Here is a 19,094-nt window from a genome sequence, read left to right as displayed (position 1 = left end):
CCTCTCAGGCAACCGCTTCCACCGGTTTTGGCTGGGAGCGTCTGGTCAATTTCTGTCGGTCTACAGTACCACCTTCTGTCATTGGCAATGCGCGGAGTGACAGAATTCTATGTGGCATCATTGTCAGGCTGACGCGTGATGCGTCGAGGTAGGCGTAAAAGGCTTCCACATCAACGAGAAGGCCTTCTGACGGTACCACCGCGACCATAAGGCGTGCACCCATTAATTCATCTTCTACCAGAAAAGCAGCCGCTTCTTTTACCCCCGAGAATTCACTGTATATTTCGTCGAGACGTTCCAGCTCCAGCAAACCGGGCGCTTTTTGACCGGGCGTTCCAAAGCCATGAATTGCTCCAGTAACGTTATGTACGCCAACAGGGATCTGAGTAATCAGCCCATGTTCATTTTGCTCGTTGCTGAAGAATGTCAGATGAGATTCGTTGGTCGGCCAATCTGCATCCGGGACCATCGCACCCTTGAGTTTGAGGTGGTATCCGGGCGCTGTTGTCGAAACTCCCTGTGAATATTCCTCATTTATTTCAACGGGATCAATATTAATAAGGCACGGGCCGTGGGTGGATGTGCTTGGGGCAAACTGATTGCCCGGAATGAGCGGGACAGGCTCCTCAGAGGTTCCTCGCAAATGTGCCACCAGTGCATATTCATCCAACACATGGAGGTCTGTTACGATGCCTTTGGCTTTGTATTTGGCAGGTGTTGGAGAGGTGATTGCCCATGTGGCAACGGTGTTTGTTTTCCAGCCTTCCAAGGCCCCATCGATGTGAGACGCAAGCGGTCCAGGGGTTAAAATATAATTTGCCTCAATGGAGCGTGCGTGATCCGTTAATGTGGATAAAGCATGTGGATGGTGGAGATGCAGCGTCCCTTCGCTCAGTAGCCACGGGACCAAACCGGCGCCAATTCCGGTAATTCCGCACAAAATATACGGCAGCAAAATCCGCGCACCCGGCTCTAGTCTTGTCTCAAGAAACGGCATGAGGCCTGTGGAGACCCAGTGGTTATGGCTGCGCGGGATTGGGCTGATTTCGGACCCAGAGTGAACCCAGGTGAGTGTGGCGACGTGATTGGCAGGTGCGCCGTCCCGTTCTACCACCGGCTCCGGGAAGGAATCCCCACTCTCAGCCAGCATGGGTGCCATATCGATGAGGCCGTCGGGAATGTCGCTGCCGAGGCCAAAAACGAAACGCAGAGAGAAAAAGTCAGCGGCAGCGTCGCGCGCTTCTTCGCCGAGCATGCGGGTTTCAACGCGATCTGCTGTGATCAGTGCTTTGGCATCTACTGTGCTGAGTGCGCGTAAAATCTCAGAGTGGCGCCAGTGCAGCGGGAAGGGGGAAACAATCAGGCCAGCTCGCAGTGCTCCAAGAATGCAAAGAACATTATCGACTGTATTGGGAGATTGGAGGCCCAAAATGTGGTCGGGTTCCATCCCTACAGCTGCGAAGAAGCCAGCAATTCTGCTGATTTCCTGCTCTGCTTCGGCATAGGTCAGGTGGCGTGGCTTGCCGCCTGTCCATGTTTCTCTGTCGGGTGCATCGACCAATGCCAAGCGGTTTGGATGTTTTTGCGCAGCACGCCGGAACAGCATATCAAGAGTGATATTGCCCCAAACTCCAGTTGTGCTGTGGTTTGCAATGGCATCGGTATTTGACAGTATCATTTAAGGTAAGTCCGCTAAGCGACTGAGAAATTAGAGATTCGACAAGTTGGTTAATAGACACTTTTGTTGAGTAGGCTGCCTTCATCAAGAACGCAGCCTAATTTTTATGTGTTTATCTACTCTTTAGGTGCATCCCACCAGTTGTCGAACTGCATGCCGTAAAGCGGTGATTGGGCTGGATGCTCAACGGTTGTCCATCGTGCAACCCACTCAGCAGGGGCGTGATAGAGTGGAATTGCGTAAAAGCCCGAGATCAGAACACGGTCAAATGCGCGGACTGCGGCTACAAACTCCTCACGGGTACGGGCCGCGACCATGGCATCGATCAATGCATCGATTACAGGTTCTTTTGCGCCAACGATGTTTCTGGAGCTCTTGGTGTCTGCTGCCTGAGATGACCAGCGCGCATATTGCTCACCACCGGGAGAAAGGGAAGCAAACCAAGTGTTGAAGAGGGCATCAAACCCAAAAGATGCGCGGCGTTCTTCGAACTGGGCGGCGTCGACGGTTCGCACTGAGATTTCGATGCCCAGAAGTTTGGCTGTGCGCTGCAATGCAAGCGCGACTTTCTCTTCGTCCTGAACGCGTACAAGAATTTCAAAGCTGAGCTGCTCGCGGGATTTTGTGTTGATCAGTTTGCCTTGATCAAGTTTGTACCCTGCCTGTTTGAAAAGGCTCAGTGCGTCGCGTAATACCTTGCGGTCACGCCCTGACCCATCAGCCTCGGATGGGCGCCATGTTCCTGCCAGAACCTCGTCTGTGACCACATTCGGGTATGGTTCAAGAAGTTTCTTTTCCAACTCGTTCGCCGGGCGCCCAATGGAGGACAGTTCAGAGTTGTCCCAATATCCGTCTGTACGTTTGTACAGTCCGTTGAAGAGGGTTCTGTTGATCCATTGGAAGTCTAACAGCATGCCAAGAGCTTGGCGGACGCGTTTGTCAGAGAACTTGGGGTGACGGGTGTTGAACGCAATGCCGGTCATGCTCGGTGGCGTGCCACGTTCAAATACGTCTTTGACAACCTTGCCTTCTTCAAATGCAGGAAAGTCACCCGCATTCTCCCAAAGGCTTGGATTGCCATAGATGAGCGCTTCCGTGTCACCTTTGCGGAACGCTTCCTGCAAGGCGTTATAATCTCTGAAGTAATCAACGGTCACTTCATTGAAGTTATCGAAGCCGATTTTCTGTGGCAGATCTTTTGCCCAATAATCGTCGCGGCGTGTGTAGGTGGTGCGTCTACCGGGGTCGATTTCAGAGAAAATGTAAGGGCCGGTTCCGATTGGCGGTGTCAGCGTGGTGTTGCCGAACGTTTCAGGATCAGTTGTGCGGCTGTTGAAAATAGGGGCCAGAGCAATGAGCAGTGGAAGCTCACGGTCGCTGCCATCTTTAAAATGCAGCTTTACGGAATGTGCCCCCGTTTTTTCGAACTTGACGACTTTGCCATACCAGCGTGCATAAGGCGGGCGGCCATGATCGCGGATGGTTTCAAGAGAAAAGATAATATCGTCAACGGTTAACGGGTCACCGTTGGAAAATTTTGCTGCAGGATTCAGACGAAATTCGATCCAGTTCCGCTCTTCTGGCATCCGCACAGCTTCAGCAAGGTGTGCATACAATGTGAATGCTTCGTCATTGGTGCGAAGAAGGAGGCTCTCCAGGATGAAAGAGCCCATCTGACGCTCTTTCATGCCGCGTGCGGATGTCCATGCTCCTTTGAGAGCAAAGGAATTGAGACTATCAAATGTACCTTGAACGCCGAGAGAAAGGCGACCGCCTTTAGGAGCTTCCGGGTTTGCATAGGGCAGGTGAGTATAATCTGCTAGTAACGCAGGTTTCCCATGCATTGCAATAGCATGGCTCCAAGGAACAGTATCCTGAGCCAGTGCAGTTGAACAAGCTAATGTTGCCATACCGGAAATGACAACAAGCCCTTTCGTAAAATTGTTTATTCCATTCACATAGGATCGGAATTTGGTCATTCGAATTTCTCCTAGGGCGTCCGCAGAAACTAGCAATAATACGATTCTGAGGAAATTTCAGCCTACGAGGCTTTGGAAAAGGACAGTAACCACCCCAATCTATAGGTGGAAAAATGGTTCCGAGGCGTTTAAAGAGTACATAAGTAGCATTTAACAGAAGCGTTGCCTTTTTTTCAGCTCTGTTCTGAGTATGCTTGGCGCCGAACAAGCAGTCAAAACACTGTTGAACTTAAAAAATGGTTGCTGCGTAATTGCCGGAGGCATCGTTTTGCACCGGATCAAACTTTGAGGAAATTTGGGATGGCCGTTAATTTTAAGGGCGTTCTGACTGGTGGGATTATTGCAGCAATGGCCGCTGTTGGCTTTGCAGGCACCAGTGTTGCACAGAATGCACAGGCAGACGATGCTTGGGTGAAAGTTTGTAACACTGATCCTAAATCCAAGAAAGAATTTTGCCTTATCACACAAGAACTGCGCACGGACACAGGCCAGTTCCTAGCTCAAGCTGTTGTGCGTGAAGTGACCGGCGAAAGCCGCAAGTTGCTGCACCTTGCTGTTCCTCCAGGAATGCTGATTCAGCCTGGTCTTCGTGTACAGGTTGATGGTGGCAAACAGTCTGAAGCTAAATATACAATTTGTTTTCCAAACGCTTGTATTGCCGAGATGGTTATTGATGACACCTTCATCGGTGGCCTGAAAAAAGGTGGCAAGCTGATCATTACTACGTTGAACCAGCAGGGTAAGGCACGTCCATTCGACCTTACTTTGAAAGGGTTCACCCGTATTTATGATGGTGAAGCTATTAAGCCTGAAGAACTCCAGGCAAAGCAGGAGCGCCTGCAGTCTGAACTTCAGAAGCGTGCTGAAGCCGCTCGTCAGAAGCTGATTGAGCAGCAGCGTCAAGCAAACCAGTAATTTGGTTTTCGCGTTAAGAATTAAAAACCCCGAAGGAATTTTCCTTCGGGTTTTTTATTGATTTGATGACTTTGAAAAGATGCGGTTTCCATGAAGATAATTCAGGAACCTGTTTTAATGAATTTCCACATCCTTGACGATGTAGTCTCCATCGGTGGTCTCATCAAAAAACTCATCGACCTGCGGGTGTCTCACAGGTTCGCCACTGTCGTCTTTTTCCAGATTCTGCTCCGAGACATAAGCAATGTATTCACTCTCAGCGTTTTCAGCGAGAAGGTGATAAAAAGGCTGGTCCTTGCTTGGGCGTGCTTCTTCGGGAATTGACTCCCACCACTCTTCTGTATTGTCAAATGTGGGATCAACGTCGAAGACTATGCCACGGAACGGGTACAGGCGGTGACGTACGACCTGTCCAATTCTGAATTTCGCGGTTCTAATTGTCTCCATAATCCACCAAGCTTTCGAAGATACTGTATCTTGTCAGGGCGCCTTAAAGGTCATGCCATGCGCTTATTGTCAAGCTATATAGCGCAGCAAAGAGGCGAGAGGCAGCACAAACCGATCAAAATGTGACGTTTGGGGATGAATAGCTCCTCACATTTCATTGATATGCACATCCGCATGGTTGAAGAGTGGCGCCGACCACTCTTCAGGATTGATTATTGGAAAGATTCTGCCAAATCCGGGTCTTTTGAGATGACCAGATCAGCTAGGTCACAGATCACCTTTGCCTGTTTCCACGTCGCGTCATCCTGCATTTTCCCGTCCAGCATCACCGCGCCGGTTCCATCCGGCATTGCTTCCAGAATCCTGCGAGCAAATTTCACTTCATCTGGCTCTGGTGAGAAGACTGATTTTGCAATGCCAATCTGGCTTGGGTGCAATGTCCAGGTTCCAAGACAGCCCATGAGGAATGAGTTGCGGAACTGGGCTTCACATGCGGCTGGGTCGCTGAAATCTCCGAAAGGTCCGTAGAAGGGTTTAATGCCTGCAGCAAGGCATGCATCTACCATTTTGGCTACAGTGTAGTGCCATAAGTCTTGCTGGTAGCGTGTGCGTGGCGCGTTGCCGTCGGCATCTGCAAGTACCTGATAGTCAGGATGACCGCCGCCAACGCGAGTTGTCTTCATGCCGCGGGAGGCCGCGAGATCTGCTGGGCCGAGGCTCATGCCATGCATGCGCGGGCTGGCTGTGGCGATGGCTTCTACGTTGTTGACGCCTTCAGCCGTTTCCAAAATGGCGTGGATCTGGATCGGTTTTGTCACACCTGCCTTGGCTTCGAGCTGAGCGAGCAGCTGATCCAGATAGTGAATGTCCCATGGGCCATTCACTTTTGGCAGCATAATCACATCAAGCTTGTCACCGCAGCGGGTCACGATTTCGGTAATATCATCCAGAACCCATGGGCTTTCCAGCGAGTTGATGCGCGTCCAGAGCTTTGTGGTGCCAAAGTCACTGTCGTTGGCCATCTGGATGAAGCCTTCGCGGGCATTGAGCTTTTCGTCAGCTGGGATCGCATCCTCCAGATTGCCGAGAATTACATCTACTTGTGAGATTATCTGCGGGATCTTTGCACGCATCTTTTCGATATGCGGGGGCACGAAGTGGATCATGCGCTCCAGTGCGACAGGCGGCTCAGCAAACGGTGTTGGGGCACCAATGGCCAGAGGCTTATAATAGGAACGATAGGTTTTCATCTGGCTAGCTCCCTCCCGAGCCGAAATTGAAATTCAAAGGGGAGTATACAGAATATTGTGCGGTGCAAAATCAGCTCTTTGGGCTAAGTCCTGAAGCGGTCAGCCTTTCGTTAGAACTGATTGTAGGGCTTTAGCTTTTGCCGGAGCGTGTCTTAAATCTAAACCAGCTCCGGCATTTGTGAGATACACCGTGGGGGAGCTGGCTAAATCCACTTCTTCATGATCCACATCCATTGGGATGGTTCTTCGCGGATCCATTCTTCGAACTGATCGTGTACTGCCTGCGTTGTGGTGATTGCATCTTGTACACGGTCTTTGGTGCGAGCAACTGGGATTTCTTTGGCAATGATGTCGAAGCGGGAGCCTTTTTTGCGGCGAGCAACCACAGCGATGAGGCGCTTGTTCATGGTGCGGGCGAGGGCGGCTGGAATGTGCGTTGCTGCTGACGGTTGTTTGAAGAACTCAATTTTGACACCGCGATGGTCGCGTACGTCTGCGACGAAGGCAACGGAGCCCTTTTTACGTAGGATTGAAATGATCTTTGTGCCGGTGTCGTGGCCTTTGCAAAACAGGCCAAGCTTATAAAGAAAATTGCGTTTTTCGACCAAATACCCTTCAGAATAAGGGTTCTTCAGTTTTTGATAGACACCAGCGAGCGGGAGACCAAGTTCCTCGGCTTTGTCGGAGACAACCTCCCAGTTGCCGGAGTGCATGGTTACAAGAACGGCGCCTTCACCAACAGAGGGTTCAAAGACCTCTGGATTTACGTAGGTGACGCGGCTCGGATCCTTGTGGATTTTGGAAAGTAAAACGGTTTCAGCAGAGACCCGACCAAGGTTTTCCCACATATCCCGGATAATTTTATCCGCTTCATTGAGCGTCATTTCCGGATAGGCGGCCATGATGTGCGCTTTGGCACGGGCATGCCTATGGGTCATGGGGGCGATCAGACGCCACATGTTTCCCATGAAAGCGGAGGACCAATCCAGCGGCATAGAGCGCAGAATTCCGCCGATAAATCTTAGAGCCAGCCATTCAGCTCGAAAGCTGAGCTTCTCGCGACGTGTCAGTGGGCGACGGGATTTTTTAGCTTTCATATTGGCCTTTGGGCGGATGGAGCTTTCCAGTTCCGTTTACTCGCATACTATAGTGTCGTAGTTGCCGGTATGCCAACCTCTGTAGAATGGCTATATACGCTCAACTCGGACATGGTGATTAGCCAATCAGCATTTCAAAAGCAACTCATTCTCCAGTTGGATGCGGAGAACACTAAAAAATTGCATGGGGAAATGGTTTAGATGCTCAATGTTGTTAATTTGGCAATGCCATTTTTCTTGCTCATCTTCCTAGGGTTTGTTTCTGGTCGCGGTGCGAAACTCTCACGAGAGGGTTTGTCATGGATGAACTTTTTCGTGATCTATCTGGCTCTGCCTGCGCTGTTCTTTCAGTTGCTCTCTGAAACGCCGCTGGAAGAACTTGCCACTTTTGACTTTGTCGCAGCGACCACATTTTCCACCTTCGCCATGTTTGTGCTGGCTTATGCTTTTGCGCGCTTCATATTGCGCGGCAGTATTGGTGAGGCGACTGTGCAGGCACTGGTCGGTTCCTATTCCAACATTGGTTACATGGGACCGGGCGTTACGCTTGCTGTTCTTGGGGCAGGGGCGGCGGTGCCGACGGCTTTGATCCTGTGTTTTGATACAATCTTGTTGTTCATTCTCGTTCCCATGATGATGTCGATTGGTGGGGCACGGAACATTAAGTTTGGGCCTTTGGCCTTTGAGATTTTCAAGAAGATCATCACTCACCCGTTTATTCTTGCAGTGTTTGCGGGCATTCTGGCTGCTGCAATAGAGTTCAAGCCACCTGTTGCACTCGACCAGACCATCTCGTTTTTGCGACAAGCTGCGGCACCTTGTGCATTGTTTGCGATGGGGGTGACGATTGCCTTGCAGCCAAGCCGGAGAACGGCGAAGGAACTGCCAGTCCTGTTGCTTATCAAGCTGGTGGTGCACCCAATCCTTGTATTTGTGCTGCTGGAGTGGATTGGTGGCTTTGACAGTCTGTGGGTCTCAACAGCTGTTCTCATGGCGGCATTGCCGCCGGCTGCGAATGTTTATGTGCTAGCTCAGCACTACTCGAGCTATGTTGAGCGCGCGTCTACAGCTGTGCTTTATGGAACGTTGGCATCTGTTATTACGTTGCCAACGCTCATTTATCTCATTCAATCTGGAATACTGGTGCCTTAATCGTTTTGTGCGCGCATCAATGTTGGCAGGCTCCAGGATGGAGCGATGCCTTCACGCATCAGCAGACGACGTACAAGTGGGATTCTGGAGGCTGTGTAGAGCCCCAGAGAACGCAACATCTGAACAGGCAAGGCATCAGTTAGCAAAGATCTGTTAAGCAGGTCTACGGCGGTTGTGCGGCTGATCACGTCTGCTTTGCGGCTGCGATCATACTTCTGCAGCAGCTCAACCGAACCCATATCTGCCTTGGTGTGCTTTGCGTTGGCCAGCAGTTCTGTCGCAACGGCTACATCGCGCAGAGACAGGTTGAGACCCTGGGCTCCGATTGGCGGGAAGGCGTGGGCTGCTTCGCCCATAAGCAGTGAGCGATTGCCACTCATGTGAACGGCTGTCAGGCCGGAGAGTGGATAGACCTGCCTGGGGCTTGCCAGTTTAAGCGAGCCCAGAACGAACTTGCTGAGTTTTTCCAGTTCGGCTTCGAGAGCTTCGTCCTTGTAGTTGTTCAGCTCTTCGGCGCGTTCTGGCGTTTCCACATAAACAAGGGAAGAGGTCTTACCTGGCAGCGGGACCATGGTGAATGGACCGGTGTTGCGGTGGAACTCGGTAGAGATGTTGTAATGCGGCAGGTCGTGTTTGAGGTTAAGAACGAGTGCCGCTTGCGGATACTTCCAGTTCTTTGTCTCAATGCCAGCGGAGCGGCGAACCACAGAATTTCGACCATCTGCGCCGATAACGACATGACAGCTGATGTCTGGCGTATTGCTCAGTTCAATGGTGGCTTTATGATCATTGCTGCTGACGTTTTTGATCGTGTCTTCGACAAGTTCAATGAGCTCGTTGTTGTTCACAAGATCAAACAAAACCCGGTTCAGATCCTTGTTGAGGATGTTGTAGCCGAAGGCAGGCAGGTCCAGTTCTGAGGCAGAGAATGTGGTTTCAGGTGCACGTAAAAGACGATCAGTGCCGTCGATCAGACGCATCTTTTCCAGTGGCGTAAACGCTGAACGCAAGTCTTTCCAAATGCCAATGTTATCCAGAAACTGGCGGGAGGCATCCATCAGGGCGGTGGTGCGGGCGTCGTTAAGGTTGACTGGCGGGCCGATCAGCACAGTTTCCAGCCCATTGCTGGCAAGGGCAAGGGCGGCGATCATGCCAGCCGGGCCTGTGCCGATTACAGCGCAATCGTAGCTCTTTTCCTGCGACGGCGTGAGGTTGTTGTTTTTGCCTTTGGTGCTGTCTGCTGCAAGATTGGCTGCCATTTTTTCGTTCCGCATTTTGTTTGCGTTCTATTACCCAAGTATCTAGGGGATAAAACCTATCGGTTTCAAGGTGCCGCACGCGGATAGTCCCCTAGTGAAAGCGGAGAGGTCTCGTTGCGCCAGCTTCATCATGTCGCAGGTTCCAGTTTAGATTTGAACTAAATCAATGTCGCATTGGGACTATTACTGGTCTATTAGAGAAGCTGCATAAATTGCGCCGGTTCCGGAACCGCAGAGTTTCGGCCCGTCCTGATTGATTTTGAGGTTGGTTATGTCAGTTACCAGTCCGAAGACGGATTTACAGTTGTCCTATCGGCTCCCGTACATTGTGCTGGCTGGTGCTGTGGTTTTGGGCTGGGTTTATCTGGCGGCCATGGTTATCGACATGATCTCTCGCATGGATATGGGCGAGATGGGCCCGGGCATGGAGTTGTTCAATCAGTTCAACATGTTCAAAGGCCTGCCGGAACATGTGCGTGTTCAGCTTGCCTCGCTGTGTTTGCCATTGGCTCAGGAAGCGTTTGGGATGCCAGCGCTGGTGAATATGGGCCTTTACGACTATTTTCTGCTGTTTGTGATGTGGTTCATGATGGTGCTCGCCATGATGTTGCCGACTGCTATGCCGATGCTACAGACCTATCATGAAGCGCGTGGTGGCAAGGCTATTTATGTGGTGGCTGGCGGGTATCTGGCTATCTGGGTTGCGTTTTCCGTTGTCGCGACCGTTGCTCAGGGCGTGCTGCACGAGCTGGGGGTGATGAGCCCGATGATGATGCCGGTGTTTTCTACACTGACGATTACAACTGTTATTGCAGCCGCGATCTATCAGTTTACGCCTGCCAAGCAGGCTTGTCTTGACCGGTGCCGGACGCCTAATGTTGCATTGGCCCTGCATTCCGGTGAGCAAAAGCAAAGTGCCTTCCAGTTTGGAATCGAGCAAGGTTTGTACTGTTTGGGGTGCTGTTGGGCACTCATGGTGCTTATGTTTGCAGTGGGAATCATGAATATTATTTGGATCGCGCTGCTTGGTCTCATAATGACACTTGAAAAAAAGAGCAAAACACCGTTTACAAGCTATGGAATAGGTATCGCACTTCTGCTATGGGGCGGTGCAAACATCTATTTCGCTCGGGCGGACTTACCTCTTATTGAAGTTTTGGGCGATAGATTGTTCTAAGTGGTACCTTCACTTAAAGAATAACAAAGGACCCAAAGTTGACCGGTCAGACCAACTCCCGGCTGTTCCTCATTCACATCCTCACCGCATTTGGGGCCCCCATTGCGTTGCTTGCGCTTGTCGCTGGAGCGAACGGCAATCTGCCTATGATGTTTTTCTGGCTCTGGGTGGCACTTGTTGTCGACGGGCTGGATGGTCCTTTAGCACGTAAATATGACATTCAGAATCGCCTGCCGCGCTGGAGCGGCGTTATTCTGGATTTGGTGATTGATTACGCGACCTACGTTTTCCTGCCTGCTTTCGCGCTATACCAAAGCGGCCTTCTCTCAGAGTTCTGGGGACTTTTGTCTGGTGCTGTCATTGTGTTTACCGGCGCGATCTACTTCGCTGACGGCAACATGAAGACAGAAAGCGGTGGCTTTCTTGGATTCCCTGGTGTCTGGAATATGGTGATTGTTGTGCTGGTTGCACTGCAGTCTCCGCCATGGATCATCATCGGCATGGTGGTACTGTGTTCTGTGCTGACGTTTGCTCCTGTTGAGTTCGTCCACCCGGTGCGCACCGTCAAGTGGCGGCCGCTGACCCTGGGCATTCTCATTGTGTGGAGTGCTGCACTTGCGGTTGCACTTTATCAGGATTTTATTATCGATAACTGGTTGTTTGCGCTGATCACGGCAACGAGCCTTTATCTGTTTTGCGTTGGGGCTGTTCATCAGCTGTTTCGTAAGATGTGATTCTCGATAAGTGAGTTTTTTAAAAGCCCGGCCAATTGGTCGGGCTTTTTGTTTTGGTACCTGCATTTCTCAGAGTGGAGCATGGTTTTCCCAAAGGTGCTTGCAAGTTAGCGGCATTCTGTCCAAACTCCGCCTCCAGCTTTTGTAAGGGAAAATCCATATGGTCTTTGCTGTTCGCGTTGAAAAAACTGGTGATCCGTCCGTTCTGACACACGTGGATGTGGACCTGCCTGATCCGGGGCATGGAGAAGTTCGGATCAGGCACACTGCGATCGGGCTCAACTTTATTGATACCTATTTTCGCTCTGGCCTTTATCCGGCACCAAATGGTGTCCCGTTTATTCCTGGCAATGAGGGGGCAGGGATTGTTGTTGCGCTTGGGCAAGGCGTAACCGGGCTCGATCTTGGAGACCGTGTAGCATATGCAGGACCGCTGGGGGCTTACAGTGAAGAGCGTAATATTCCTGCCAGCGTGCTTGTGAAGATCCCTGAAGGTGTGAGTGATGAGCAAGCGGCGGCTTTAATGTTGAAAGGCATGACCGCACGCTACCTGCTGCGCGAGACCTACAACGTGGGAGCGGATACGACCTTGCTTTACCACGCAGCGGCTGGCGGTGTCGGGCTTATTGTTGGTCAATGGGCGTCGGCCCTTGGTGCAAGGGTGATCGGGACAGTCAGCTCGGAAGAAAAAGCCCGGCTGGCTCAGGCCAATGGCTATGAATATGTGATCAATTACAAGAGTGAGGACTGGGTAGCGAGAGTGCGTCAGATCACTGATGGGCGCGGCTGTGATGTGGTTTATGACAGTGTGGGCAAGGATACATATCCTGCATCGCTGGATTGTCTTCGTCCTCGTGGGCTTTGGTGTTCTTTTGGTCAATCGTCCGGGCCACTGCCTGAGTTCAACATGGCCATCCTGTCTCAGAAAGGCTCACTCTTCGCGACGCGTCCGACGCTGTTCAACTACATCGCGGAGCGATGGGAACTGGAAGAGACGGCTGGAGACCTGTTTGCTGCTGTGGCTGACGGGACAATTAATATTCAGATCAACCAGCGTTACAGCCTGAAGGACATTGCGCAGGCGCACTGCGATCTGGAAGGGCGTAAAACCACCGGTGCAACAGTGATTATCCCTTAAACACGTTTGAAGGATTGGGAGGATTGATGGATCGGTCGCGGTATCTTTACGGCCCAGCGCTTCGTTATTTCGCAGCGGCTGCGGAAGAGAATTCCATTCGGGCGGCGGCGCGCAAACTCAATGTGGCGTCCTCTGCAGTGAACCGGCAAATTCTTACGCTGGAAAAGCAGCTTGGAATGGAGCTGTTTGAGCGCGTGGGGCGCACGATCCGTCTGTCTTCAGCAGGTGAAATTCTACTGGCACATATTCGGCGGACACTGTCTGATCTGGAAGCGACCGGTGCGGAACTGGATGCGCTTAAAGGTCTTCGTCGCGGTGTGGTTTCCATTGCAACGGTTGAAAGTGTGACCGAAGCACTGTTGCCTGAGGTGATTGCGCAGTTCCACAAGGATTACAGCGGCATTCATGTGGATGTACAGGTGATGGGGGCTGAGCGAGTTGCGCAGGCGGTTGAGAAGGCAGAGGTGGATGTAGGGTTCACATTTGAACCACCGGATACCGATGCGCTTAACATCACCTACAAGAAGGCATTGGAGATTGGGGCAATCATGGCTCCGACGCATCCGCTGGCAGGAGAGACGCAACTTAGTCTTGCACAGTGCTTTGAGTATCCGGTTGCCATGCCAGCGCGCGGGATCTCTATTCGTGCCCGGCTGGATGTGGCGCTTTCTCACAGTTCTATTGGTGGGCACAGCAGTGTGGAGGCCAATTCTCTTCGCTTTATGAAACATCTGGTGCGCTCTGGTGAGATGGTGGCGTTTCAGACGGTCATTGGTTTGGAAGAAGAATTGGCGAGCAAACGGCTGCTTTTCAAACCGCTTGTTGATGAACAGCTGACACGCGGCCATTTTTGCGTCATCACCTCGTCGTTGCGCGGGCTTGCACTGGCGCCAGCGATTTTTCTTGAGCAAGCAGAGGCAAGATTGGAGAAGATTTTGCCTAAAGTTGATGCCTAAATGGCATCATGTATGACACTTTTTTGTTCTTTTGTTATCATAAATAGTCGTGCACTCTGTAGTTTCACTTAGATTCTGGCATCTATTGCAGTTGCCATTTGAAAGACGAGGCAACTATGGGGCGATTGACCACCCACGTTTTGGACAGTGCTCAAGGGACACCTGCAGCAGGGCTGCGGGTTGAGCTGGTTCGTATCGATGGGGACAGCTTCTCCAAAATCGGTGTGTTTTCGACCAACAATGACGGGCGTGTGGATGGGCCGCTGCTGGAAGGTGAGAGCCTGACTGCAGGCACCTATGAACTGCAGTTCCATGCTGGTGACTATTTGCGGGCTGAGGGTATTTCTCTTCCAGAACCTGCGTTTCTTGATGTGGTGCCAATCCGCTTTGGTATTGCGGATGTGAGCAGCCACTATCATGTGCCGCTGCTGCTTTCTCCCTTTGGTTACACCACCTACAGGGGGAGCTGATTTGATGCGCACGGCAATCCGCTTCCTTCGTAAAGGCCAGATCGTCGAATTGGATCGTTTTGAGCCGACAACCACTTTGCTGGACTATCTGCGTCTGAGTGAACGCTCAACGGGCACCAAAGAAGGCTGTGGTGAAGGGGATTGCGGTGCCTGCACCATTGCGCTTGGGCGTTTGCGTGACGGCAAACTCATTTATGAGCCCGTGAACAGCTGTATTCTATTGCTCGGCCAGATTGAAGGCTGTGAGCTTGTGACAGTTGAAGATCTGGAAGGGCCTGACGGATTGCACCCTGTCCAAAAGGCGCTTGTAGAGCTTCATGGATCGCAATGCGGTTTCTGTACGCCCGGTTTCGTGATGAACCTGTTTACACTTTATCATGCGAATACGCCGGGTCTGACACGGCAGGATGTGAACGCCTGGATAGCGGGCAATCTGTGCCGTTGTACCGGATACCGACCAATCGTTGACGCAGCTCTGGAAGCGTGTCGCGATGGCTTGAATGACGTTTTTGCTGCGCGTGCAACGGAAACAGAGAGTAAACTCGCTGCTCTTCAGGATGCGCAGGATATTCATGTGGGCAATGACGAGCGGTTCTTCTTTGCTCCGAGCAGCTTTCAGCGCTTGCTGGAGACCTATGGTGAGCATCCGGAGGCTACGCTTGTTTCTGGTTCTACAGATGTTGGGCTTTGGGTCACTAAGCATCTGCGCGACCTGCCGAAGGTTATTTTTCTTGGGCGCGTGAATGGTCTGAGCACTTGCTATGAGGATGAACAGGGTATCCGGCTTGGTGCGGGTGCGTCTTATGCGGTTGCTAATCCGTTTCTGAAGTCCATTGATTCTGACCTTGAGGTGGTGATCAGCCGGATTGGTTCAAAGCAGGTGCGGGCATCGGGGACCGTTGGCGGAAACATCGCAAACGGATCGCCTATCGGGGATATGCCTCCGATGCTGATTGCTCTTGGTGCGGAAATTGAGCTGCAGAGCAATCGTGGGCGACGTACCTTGCCGCTGGAGAGTTTTTTCATTGACTATGGCAAGCAGGATATAGCTGAGAACGAAGTGCTGACGTCGATCAGTGTGCCTCGTTTGAGCGCAGATGAGCAGTTCCGGGCCTACAAGATCACCAAGCGCTTTGATCAGGATATCTCTGCAGTGATGGCTGCGTTCTGTCTGACGGTGAAAGACGGTGTTGTGGAGCGTGCGCGCATGGCATTTGGTGGTGTTGCAGGCATTCCAAAACGTGCAAGTAGCGCTGAAGCGGCTCTGGTTGGTGCGTCGTTGGAAGACCCAGGCAGTTGGCAGGATGCGTTGAATGCTATTGAGAGCGAATTCGTTCCACTGACTGACATGAGGGCCTCCAGCACCTATCGGCGTGATATTGTGCGAGGGCTTTTAGAAAAAGCCTTGCTGGAGATATCTGCTTCATCCTCGCAAAAAACGCGTGTCCACGGGCAACGTGAACTGGTTGAGGGAGGCGCTCATGTCAGCTGATCTTCTTGAAAAGACAGAGGCAGGCACCTCGACCTCTCAGGTCGTGGGAAAATCCTACAAGCATGACAGTGCAGAAAAGCATGTGTCTGGAACTGCTACATATATCGATGACATGATTGAGCCCTACGGCACGCTTCATGTGGCGCCGGGGTATGCGTCCAATGAAGCGTGTGGCCGTCTGACGACAATCGATCTGAGTGCTGTCAGAGCAGCCCCCGGTGTTGTTGCGGTGCTGGAAGCTGCGGATATTCTCGGTGTGAATGATTGCTCTCCTGCGATGGGAGATGATCCGGTCTTTGTATCAGATCGCATCGCATTCCATGGGCAGCTGGTGTTTCTTGTGGTGGCTGAGAGCCGTTTACAGGCGCGCAAGGCTGTTCAACTGGCACGAATTGAAGTTGAGGCTGAAACGCCGCTGGTGAGCGTCGCTGATGCTCTCAAAGCAGAGCAGAAAGTCTTGCCGGACTATGAGTTTCGCCGTGGGACACCGGAAGCCACTATGGAACGGTCTGCGCACACGGTGAAAAGCAGTTTTGCGCTGGGTGGGCAGGAGCACTTCTATCTTGAAGGGCAAATGGCCTTTGCTGTTCCCGGTGAAGATGGTGATATGCTTGTGCATTCCTCCACGCAGCATCCAACTGAGGTTCAGCATACCGTTGCTAAAGTGCTGGGTGTTGATGAGGCGGCGGTGACCGTTGAAGTGCGCCGGATGGGTGGTGCATTTGGCGGTAAGGAATCTCAGGCCAACCAATGGGCTGCACTGGCGGCTTTAGCTGCAAACGCTACTGGTCGTCCATGCAAATGTCGGTTGGACCGTGACGACGATATGATCCTGACCGGGAAACGTCATGATTTTCTGGTTGATGTGGAAGCGGGATGTGATGCATCCGGCAAGATTGAAGCGGTTCAAATCAACCTGAATTCGCGCTGCGGTCATTCAGCGGATCTGTCGCTTGGTATCAATGATCGCGCGATGTTCCATGCGGATAACAGCTATTTCTATCCAGATGTTCTCATAGCTTCCAAGAGGCTGAAAACAAATACGGTTTCTAATACAGCTTTCCGTGGTTTCGGTGGCCCGCAAGGGATGTTTGCGGCGGAGCGGTTGATGGATGCGATTGCGATCAAGATGGGGCAAGACCCACTTGATGTACGTAAGGCGAACTTCTATCGCGAAGGTGAGAACACCACGCCTTATGGGCAGGCGGTTGATGAACACGACGTGCTGGCCGCGCTGGTGGATGAGCTGGAGGAAAGCTCCGAGTATCGTGCGCGCCGTAAAGCTGTAGACGCGTTTAATGCTGAGAACACGATCCTGAAGAAAGGGATCGCGTTGACGCCGGTGAAGTTTGGTATTTCGTTCACGCTGACCCATCTCAACCAAGCGGGTGCACTGGTGCATCTTTATCGGGATGGTTCTGTGCACCTGAACCATGGGGGCACAGAAATGGGGCAGGGCCTCTATCAGAAGGTTGCGCAGATTGCAGCGACTGAGATGGGGGTTCGCCTTGAGAAGGTAAAAATTACTGCAACCAACACCTCCAAGGTGGCAAACACGTCGCCAACAGCCGCCTCGTCCGGTACGGATTTGAACGGTATGGCAGCGGCGATTGCTTGTCGTGAGATTGTTGGACGTCTGAAAACCTTTGTAGCGCAGCATTTCGAGGTGTCTGAGGAAGACATCGAGCTGGTTGATGACCAGATGTTGATCAGCGGGAAGCCGAAGCTTTCCATCAAGGAGCTGGCTCAACTTGCTTACGAACACCGCATTCATTTGTCTTCTTCAGGGTTTTACAAAACGCCGAAGATTATCTGGGATCGCGAGCGGGTAAAGGGACGTCCATTCCTTTATTTCTCCTATGGGGCCTCCTGTTCTGAAGTGGTGATTGATACATTGACCGGAGAGATGAAAGTTGAACGGGTTGATGTGCTTCATGATGTAGGCAAGTCGCTCAATCCGGCGCTGGATATCGGTCAGATCGAAGGTGGCTTTGTGCAGGGTATGGGTTGGTTGACCACGGAAGAGCTGTGGTTTGATGATGCGGGCCGACTGCGGACACATGCTCCGTCTACCTACAAGATTCCGACGGCCACTGATGTGCCTGAGATTTTTAATGTGGCGCTTTATGAGAGTGATGGAAATCCGGAACCAACAATTTATCGCTCCAAGGCAGTTGGGGAACCGCCTTTGATGCTACCGATCTCGGTTTTCTGCGCGATCAATGATGCGGTTGCGAGCCTGAACAAGGGTGTTTTACCGACACTAGATGCACCTGCAACGCCTGAAGCGATTTTGAAAGCTGTTAAAGCGATCAAGTTCGGAGAGGAGGGCTGATGCGGGTTTGGGGTGAAGTTTTGTCTGCTCTTGATGCTGCTGGCCAATGCGTGCTGGTGAGCATTTTGGATGTTGCTGGATCATCCCCCCGTGAGGTCGGAGCACGCATGGTGGTGCGACCGGATATGTCGTTTAAGGGAACCATCGGTGGTGGCCGTCTTGAGTACGATGTTTTGCATGAAGCTGTTTCATTGATGGGAAATGGCGGGGTGGCCTTCCAGACGCGCTCATACGCGCTTGGTCCAGACCTTGGGCAGTGCTGCGGCGGGCGGGTTGAAATCGCATTTGAGCAATTTCACCTCAATTATCGCGGTCGTGCACAAGATTTTTCCACACAAGAAGGGGTGGGAATTTTTTCAACGACTGCAAATGCTTGCAGCTCCGGCCCCCTTGAAAGGCACGTATTACCCCCTGCAATGTGCAGTGCAGATTCCGCAGAAATTGTTTTAAATCAAGGCAAACTGACCGAGAGGTTCGGGGAGGATAGGCCTCACCTGTATCTGTTTGGTGCAGGGCATGTTGGCAAGGCTTTGATGCTTGCGATGGCCCCTTTGGGCTTTCAGATCAGTTGGATTGATGAACGGCGTGAAATTTTTCCTAAATATGTACCTTCCAATATCCGCTGCATTCATCTAAATGAGCCTCAAGTCGTCGTAAAGAACCTTGAGCCGGGAAACTATGTCATCGTAATGACCCATGATCACAAGCGTGATCATGCTATAGTAGATGCCGCTGTTCGTAGAACCGATCTGGCATTTATTGGATTGATAGGCAGTGCAACAAAGCGCGCGCGAACACTTAAACGGTTCAAAGACTCCGGAATATCGGAGGCGCAAAGCAAACAGCTTGTTTGTCCGGTCGGAATTACTGAGATTAAAAGCAAAAAACCGTCTGATATTGCAATTTCCATTGCTGCTCAACTTCTAGTGGTGAAAGAGCAGCAAATGAGCAATGCTCAGGGAGGTTTTCGTTTTGCTTCTTAGGTTCAGGGAGAACATCTTGATCTAATTTTGCT

16 protein-coding genes are annotated in these 19,094 nt (G+C 51.7%); 10 read left to right on the top strand and 6 right to left on the bottom strand.

The window, feature by feature from the left end; all coding sequences use genetic code 11:
- Positions 1 to 4: 4 nt before the first annotated feature.
- Positions 5 to 1,678 (bottom strand): class I adenylate-forming enzyme family protein, encoded by a 1,674-nt coding sequence (locus tag PsAD5_RS01535; protein ID WP_063290828.1) that lies wholly within the window; start codon positions 1,676 to 1,678, stop codon positions 5 to 7.
- A 116-nt stretch (positions 1,679 to 1,794) separates the two neighbouring features.
- Positions 1,795 to 3,657 carry an extracellular solute-binding protein gene (locus PsAD5_RS01530; RefSeq protein WP_063290827.1) on the bottom strand — a complete coding sequence of 621 codons (1,863 nt, stop codon included), beginning with the start codon at positions 3,655 to 3,657 and terminating at the stop codon, positions 1,795 to 1,797.
- A gap of 300 nt (positions 3,658 to 3,957) precedes the next feature.
- On the opposite strand from PsAD5_RS01530, the gene PsAD5_RS01525 reads away from it, so the two are divergent.
- Positions 3,958 to 4,572: an invasion associated locus B family protein gene (locus PsAD5_RS01525; RefSeq protein ID WP_057466286.1), complete on the top strand. Its 615-nt coding sequence runs from the start codon at positions 3,958 to 3,960 to the stop codon at positions 4,570 to 4,572.
- Between the two features lie 114 nt (positions 4,573 to 4,686).
- Here PsAD5_RS01525 and hspQ read toward each other — a convergent pair whose 3' ends face one another.
- From hspQ to PsAD5_RS01510, 3 genes are all read right to left on the bottom strand, one after another.
- Positions 4,687 to 5,019: a heat shock protein HspQ gene (hspQ, locus tag PsAD5_RS01520; protein WP_057466287.1), complete on the bottom strand. Its 333-nt coding sequence runs from the start codon at positions 5,017 to 5,019 to the stop codon at positions 4,687 to 4,689.
- Between the two features lie 212 nt (positions 5,020 to 5,231).
- Positions 5,232 to 6,269 carry an HpcH/HpaI aldolase/citrate lyase family protein gene (locus PsAD5_RS01515; RefSeq protein WP_063290826.1) on the bottom strand — a complete coding sequence of 346 codons (1,038 nt, stop codon included), beginning with the start codon at positions 6,267 to 6,269 and terminating at the stop codon, positions 5,232 to 5,234.
- Between the two features lie 203 nt (positions 6,270 to 6,472).
- On the bottom strand, positions 6,473 to 7,366 hold the full coding sequence (locus PsAD5_RS01510; protein WP_063288783.1) for a lysophospholipid acyltransferase family protein: 894 nt from the start codon (positions 7,364 to 7,366) through the stop codon (positions 6,473 to 6,475).
- Between the two features lie 201 nt (positions 7,367 to 7,567).
- On the opposite strand from PsAD5_RS01510, the gene PsAD5_RS01505 reads away from it, so the two are divergent.
- The gene (locus tag PsAD5_RS01505; protein ID WP_063290825.1) at positions 7,568 to 8,518 is read left to right on the top strand and encodes an AEC family transporter; all 951 of its coding nucleotides are present in this window, start codon (positions 7,568 to 7,570) and stop codon (positions 8,516 to 8,518) included.
- Here the strand turns inward: PsAD5_RS01505 and PsAD5_RS01500 are convergent.
- Positions 8,515 to 9,777: a UbiH/UbiF family hydroxylase gene (locus tag PsAD5_RS01500; protein WP_063290824.1), complete on the bottom strand. Its 1,263-nt coding sequence runs from the start codon at positions 9,775 to 9,777 to the stop codon at positions 8,515 to 8,517. The genes PsAD5_RS01505 and PsAD5_RS01500 overlap by 4 nt on opposite strands.
- A gap of 271 nt (positions 9,778 to 10,048) precedes the next feature.
- Between PsAD5_RS01500 and PsAD5_RS01495 the strand changes: the two genes are divergently transcribed.
- From PsAD5_RS01495 to xdhC, 8 genes are all read left to right on the top strand, one after another.
- Positions 10,049 to 10,954 (top strand): DUF2182 domain-containing protein, encoded by a 906-nt coding sequence (locus PsAD5_RS01495; protein WP_063288780.1) that lies wholly within the window; start codon positions 10,049 to 10,051, stop codon positions 10,952 to 10,954.
- Between the two features lie 38 nt (positions 10,955 to 10,992).
- On the top strand, positions 10,993 to 11,688 hold the full coding sequence (locus PsAD5_RS01490) for a CDP-alcohol phosphatidyltransferase family protein (RefSeq protein WP_063290823.1): 696 nt from the start codon (positions 10,993 to 10,995) through the stop codon (positions 11,686 to 11,688).
- Between the two features lie 160 nt (positions 11,689 to 11,848).
- Positions 11,849 to 12,826, top strand: coding sequence for a quinone oxidoreductase family protein (locus PsAD5_RS01485; protein WP_063290822.1), 978 nt, complete (start codon positions 11,849 to 11,851; stop codon positions 12,824 to 12,826).
- Between the two features lie 26 nt (positions 12,827 to 12,852).
- A complete protein-coding gene (locus tag PsAD5_RS01480) occupies positions 12,853 to 13,782 on the top strand; it encodes a LysR family transcriptional regulator (protein ID WP_063290821.1) in 930 nt (309 codons plus the stop codon).
- 116 nt (positions 13,783 to 13,898) lie between these two features.
- On the top strand, positions 13,899 to 14,252 hold the full coding sequence (gene uraH / locus PsAD5_RS01475; protein WP_063290820.1) for a hydroxyisourate hydrolase: 354 nt from the start codon (positions 13,899 to 13,901) through the stop codon (positions 14,250 to 14,252).
- 4 nt (positions 14,253 to 14,256) lie between these two features.
- Positions 14,257 to 15,744: a xanthine dehydrogenase small subunit gene (gene xdhA / locus PsAD5_RS01470; RefSeq protein ID WP_063290819.1), complete on the top strand. Its 1,488-nt coding sequence runs from the start codon at positions 14,257 to 14,259 to the stop codon at positions 15,742 to 15,744.
- Positions 15,734 to 18,079 (top strand): xanthine dehydrogenase molybdopterin binding subunit, encoded by a 2,346-nt coding sequence (gene xdhB / locus PsAD5_RS01465; RefSeq protein WP_063290818.1) that lies wholly within the window; start codon positions 15,734 to 15,736, stop codon positions 18,077 to 18,079. Before xdhA ends, xdhB begins: the two co-directional genes overlap by 11 nt.
- Entirely contained in the window at positions 18,079 to 19,062 is a 984-nt protein-coding gene (gene xdhC, locus PsAD5_RS01460; RefSeq protein WP_063290817.1) for a xanthine dehydrogenase accessory protein XdhC, read from the top strand. Before xdhB ends, xdhC begins: the two co-directional genes overlap by 1 nt.
- Positions 19,063 to 19,094: the final 32 nt, after the last annotated feature.

Origin of the sequence: Pseudovibrio sp. Ad5, from assembly GCF_001623095.1 — a bacterium.
Lineage (GTDB): Bacteria > Pseudomonadota > Alphaproteobacteria > Rhizobiales > Stappiaceae > Pseudovibrio.
Note: the sequence above shows the minus strand (reverse complement) of the source record. Positions and strands in the feature narration are given on the sequence as shown.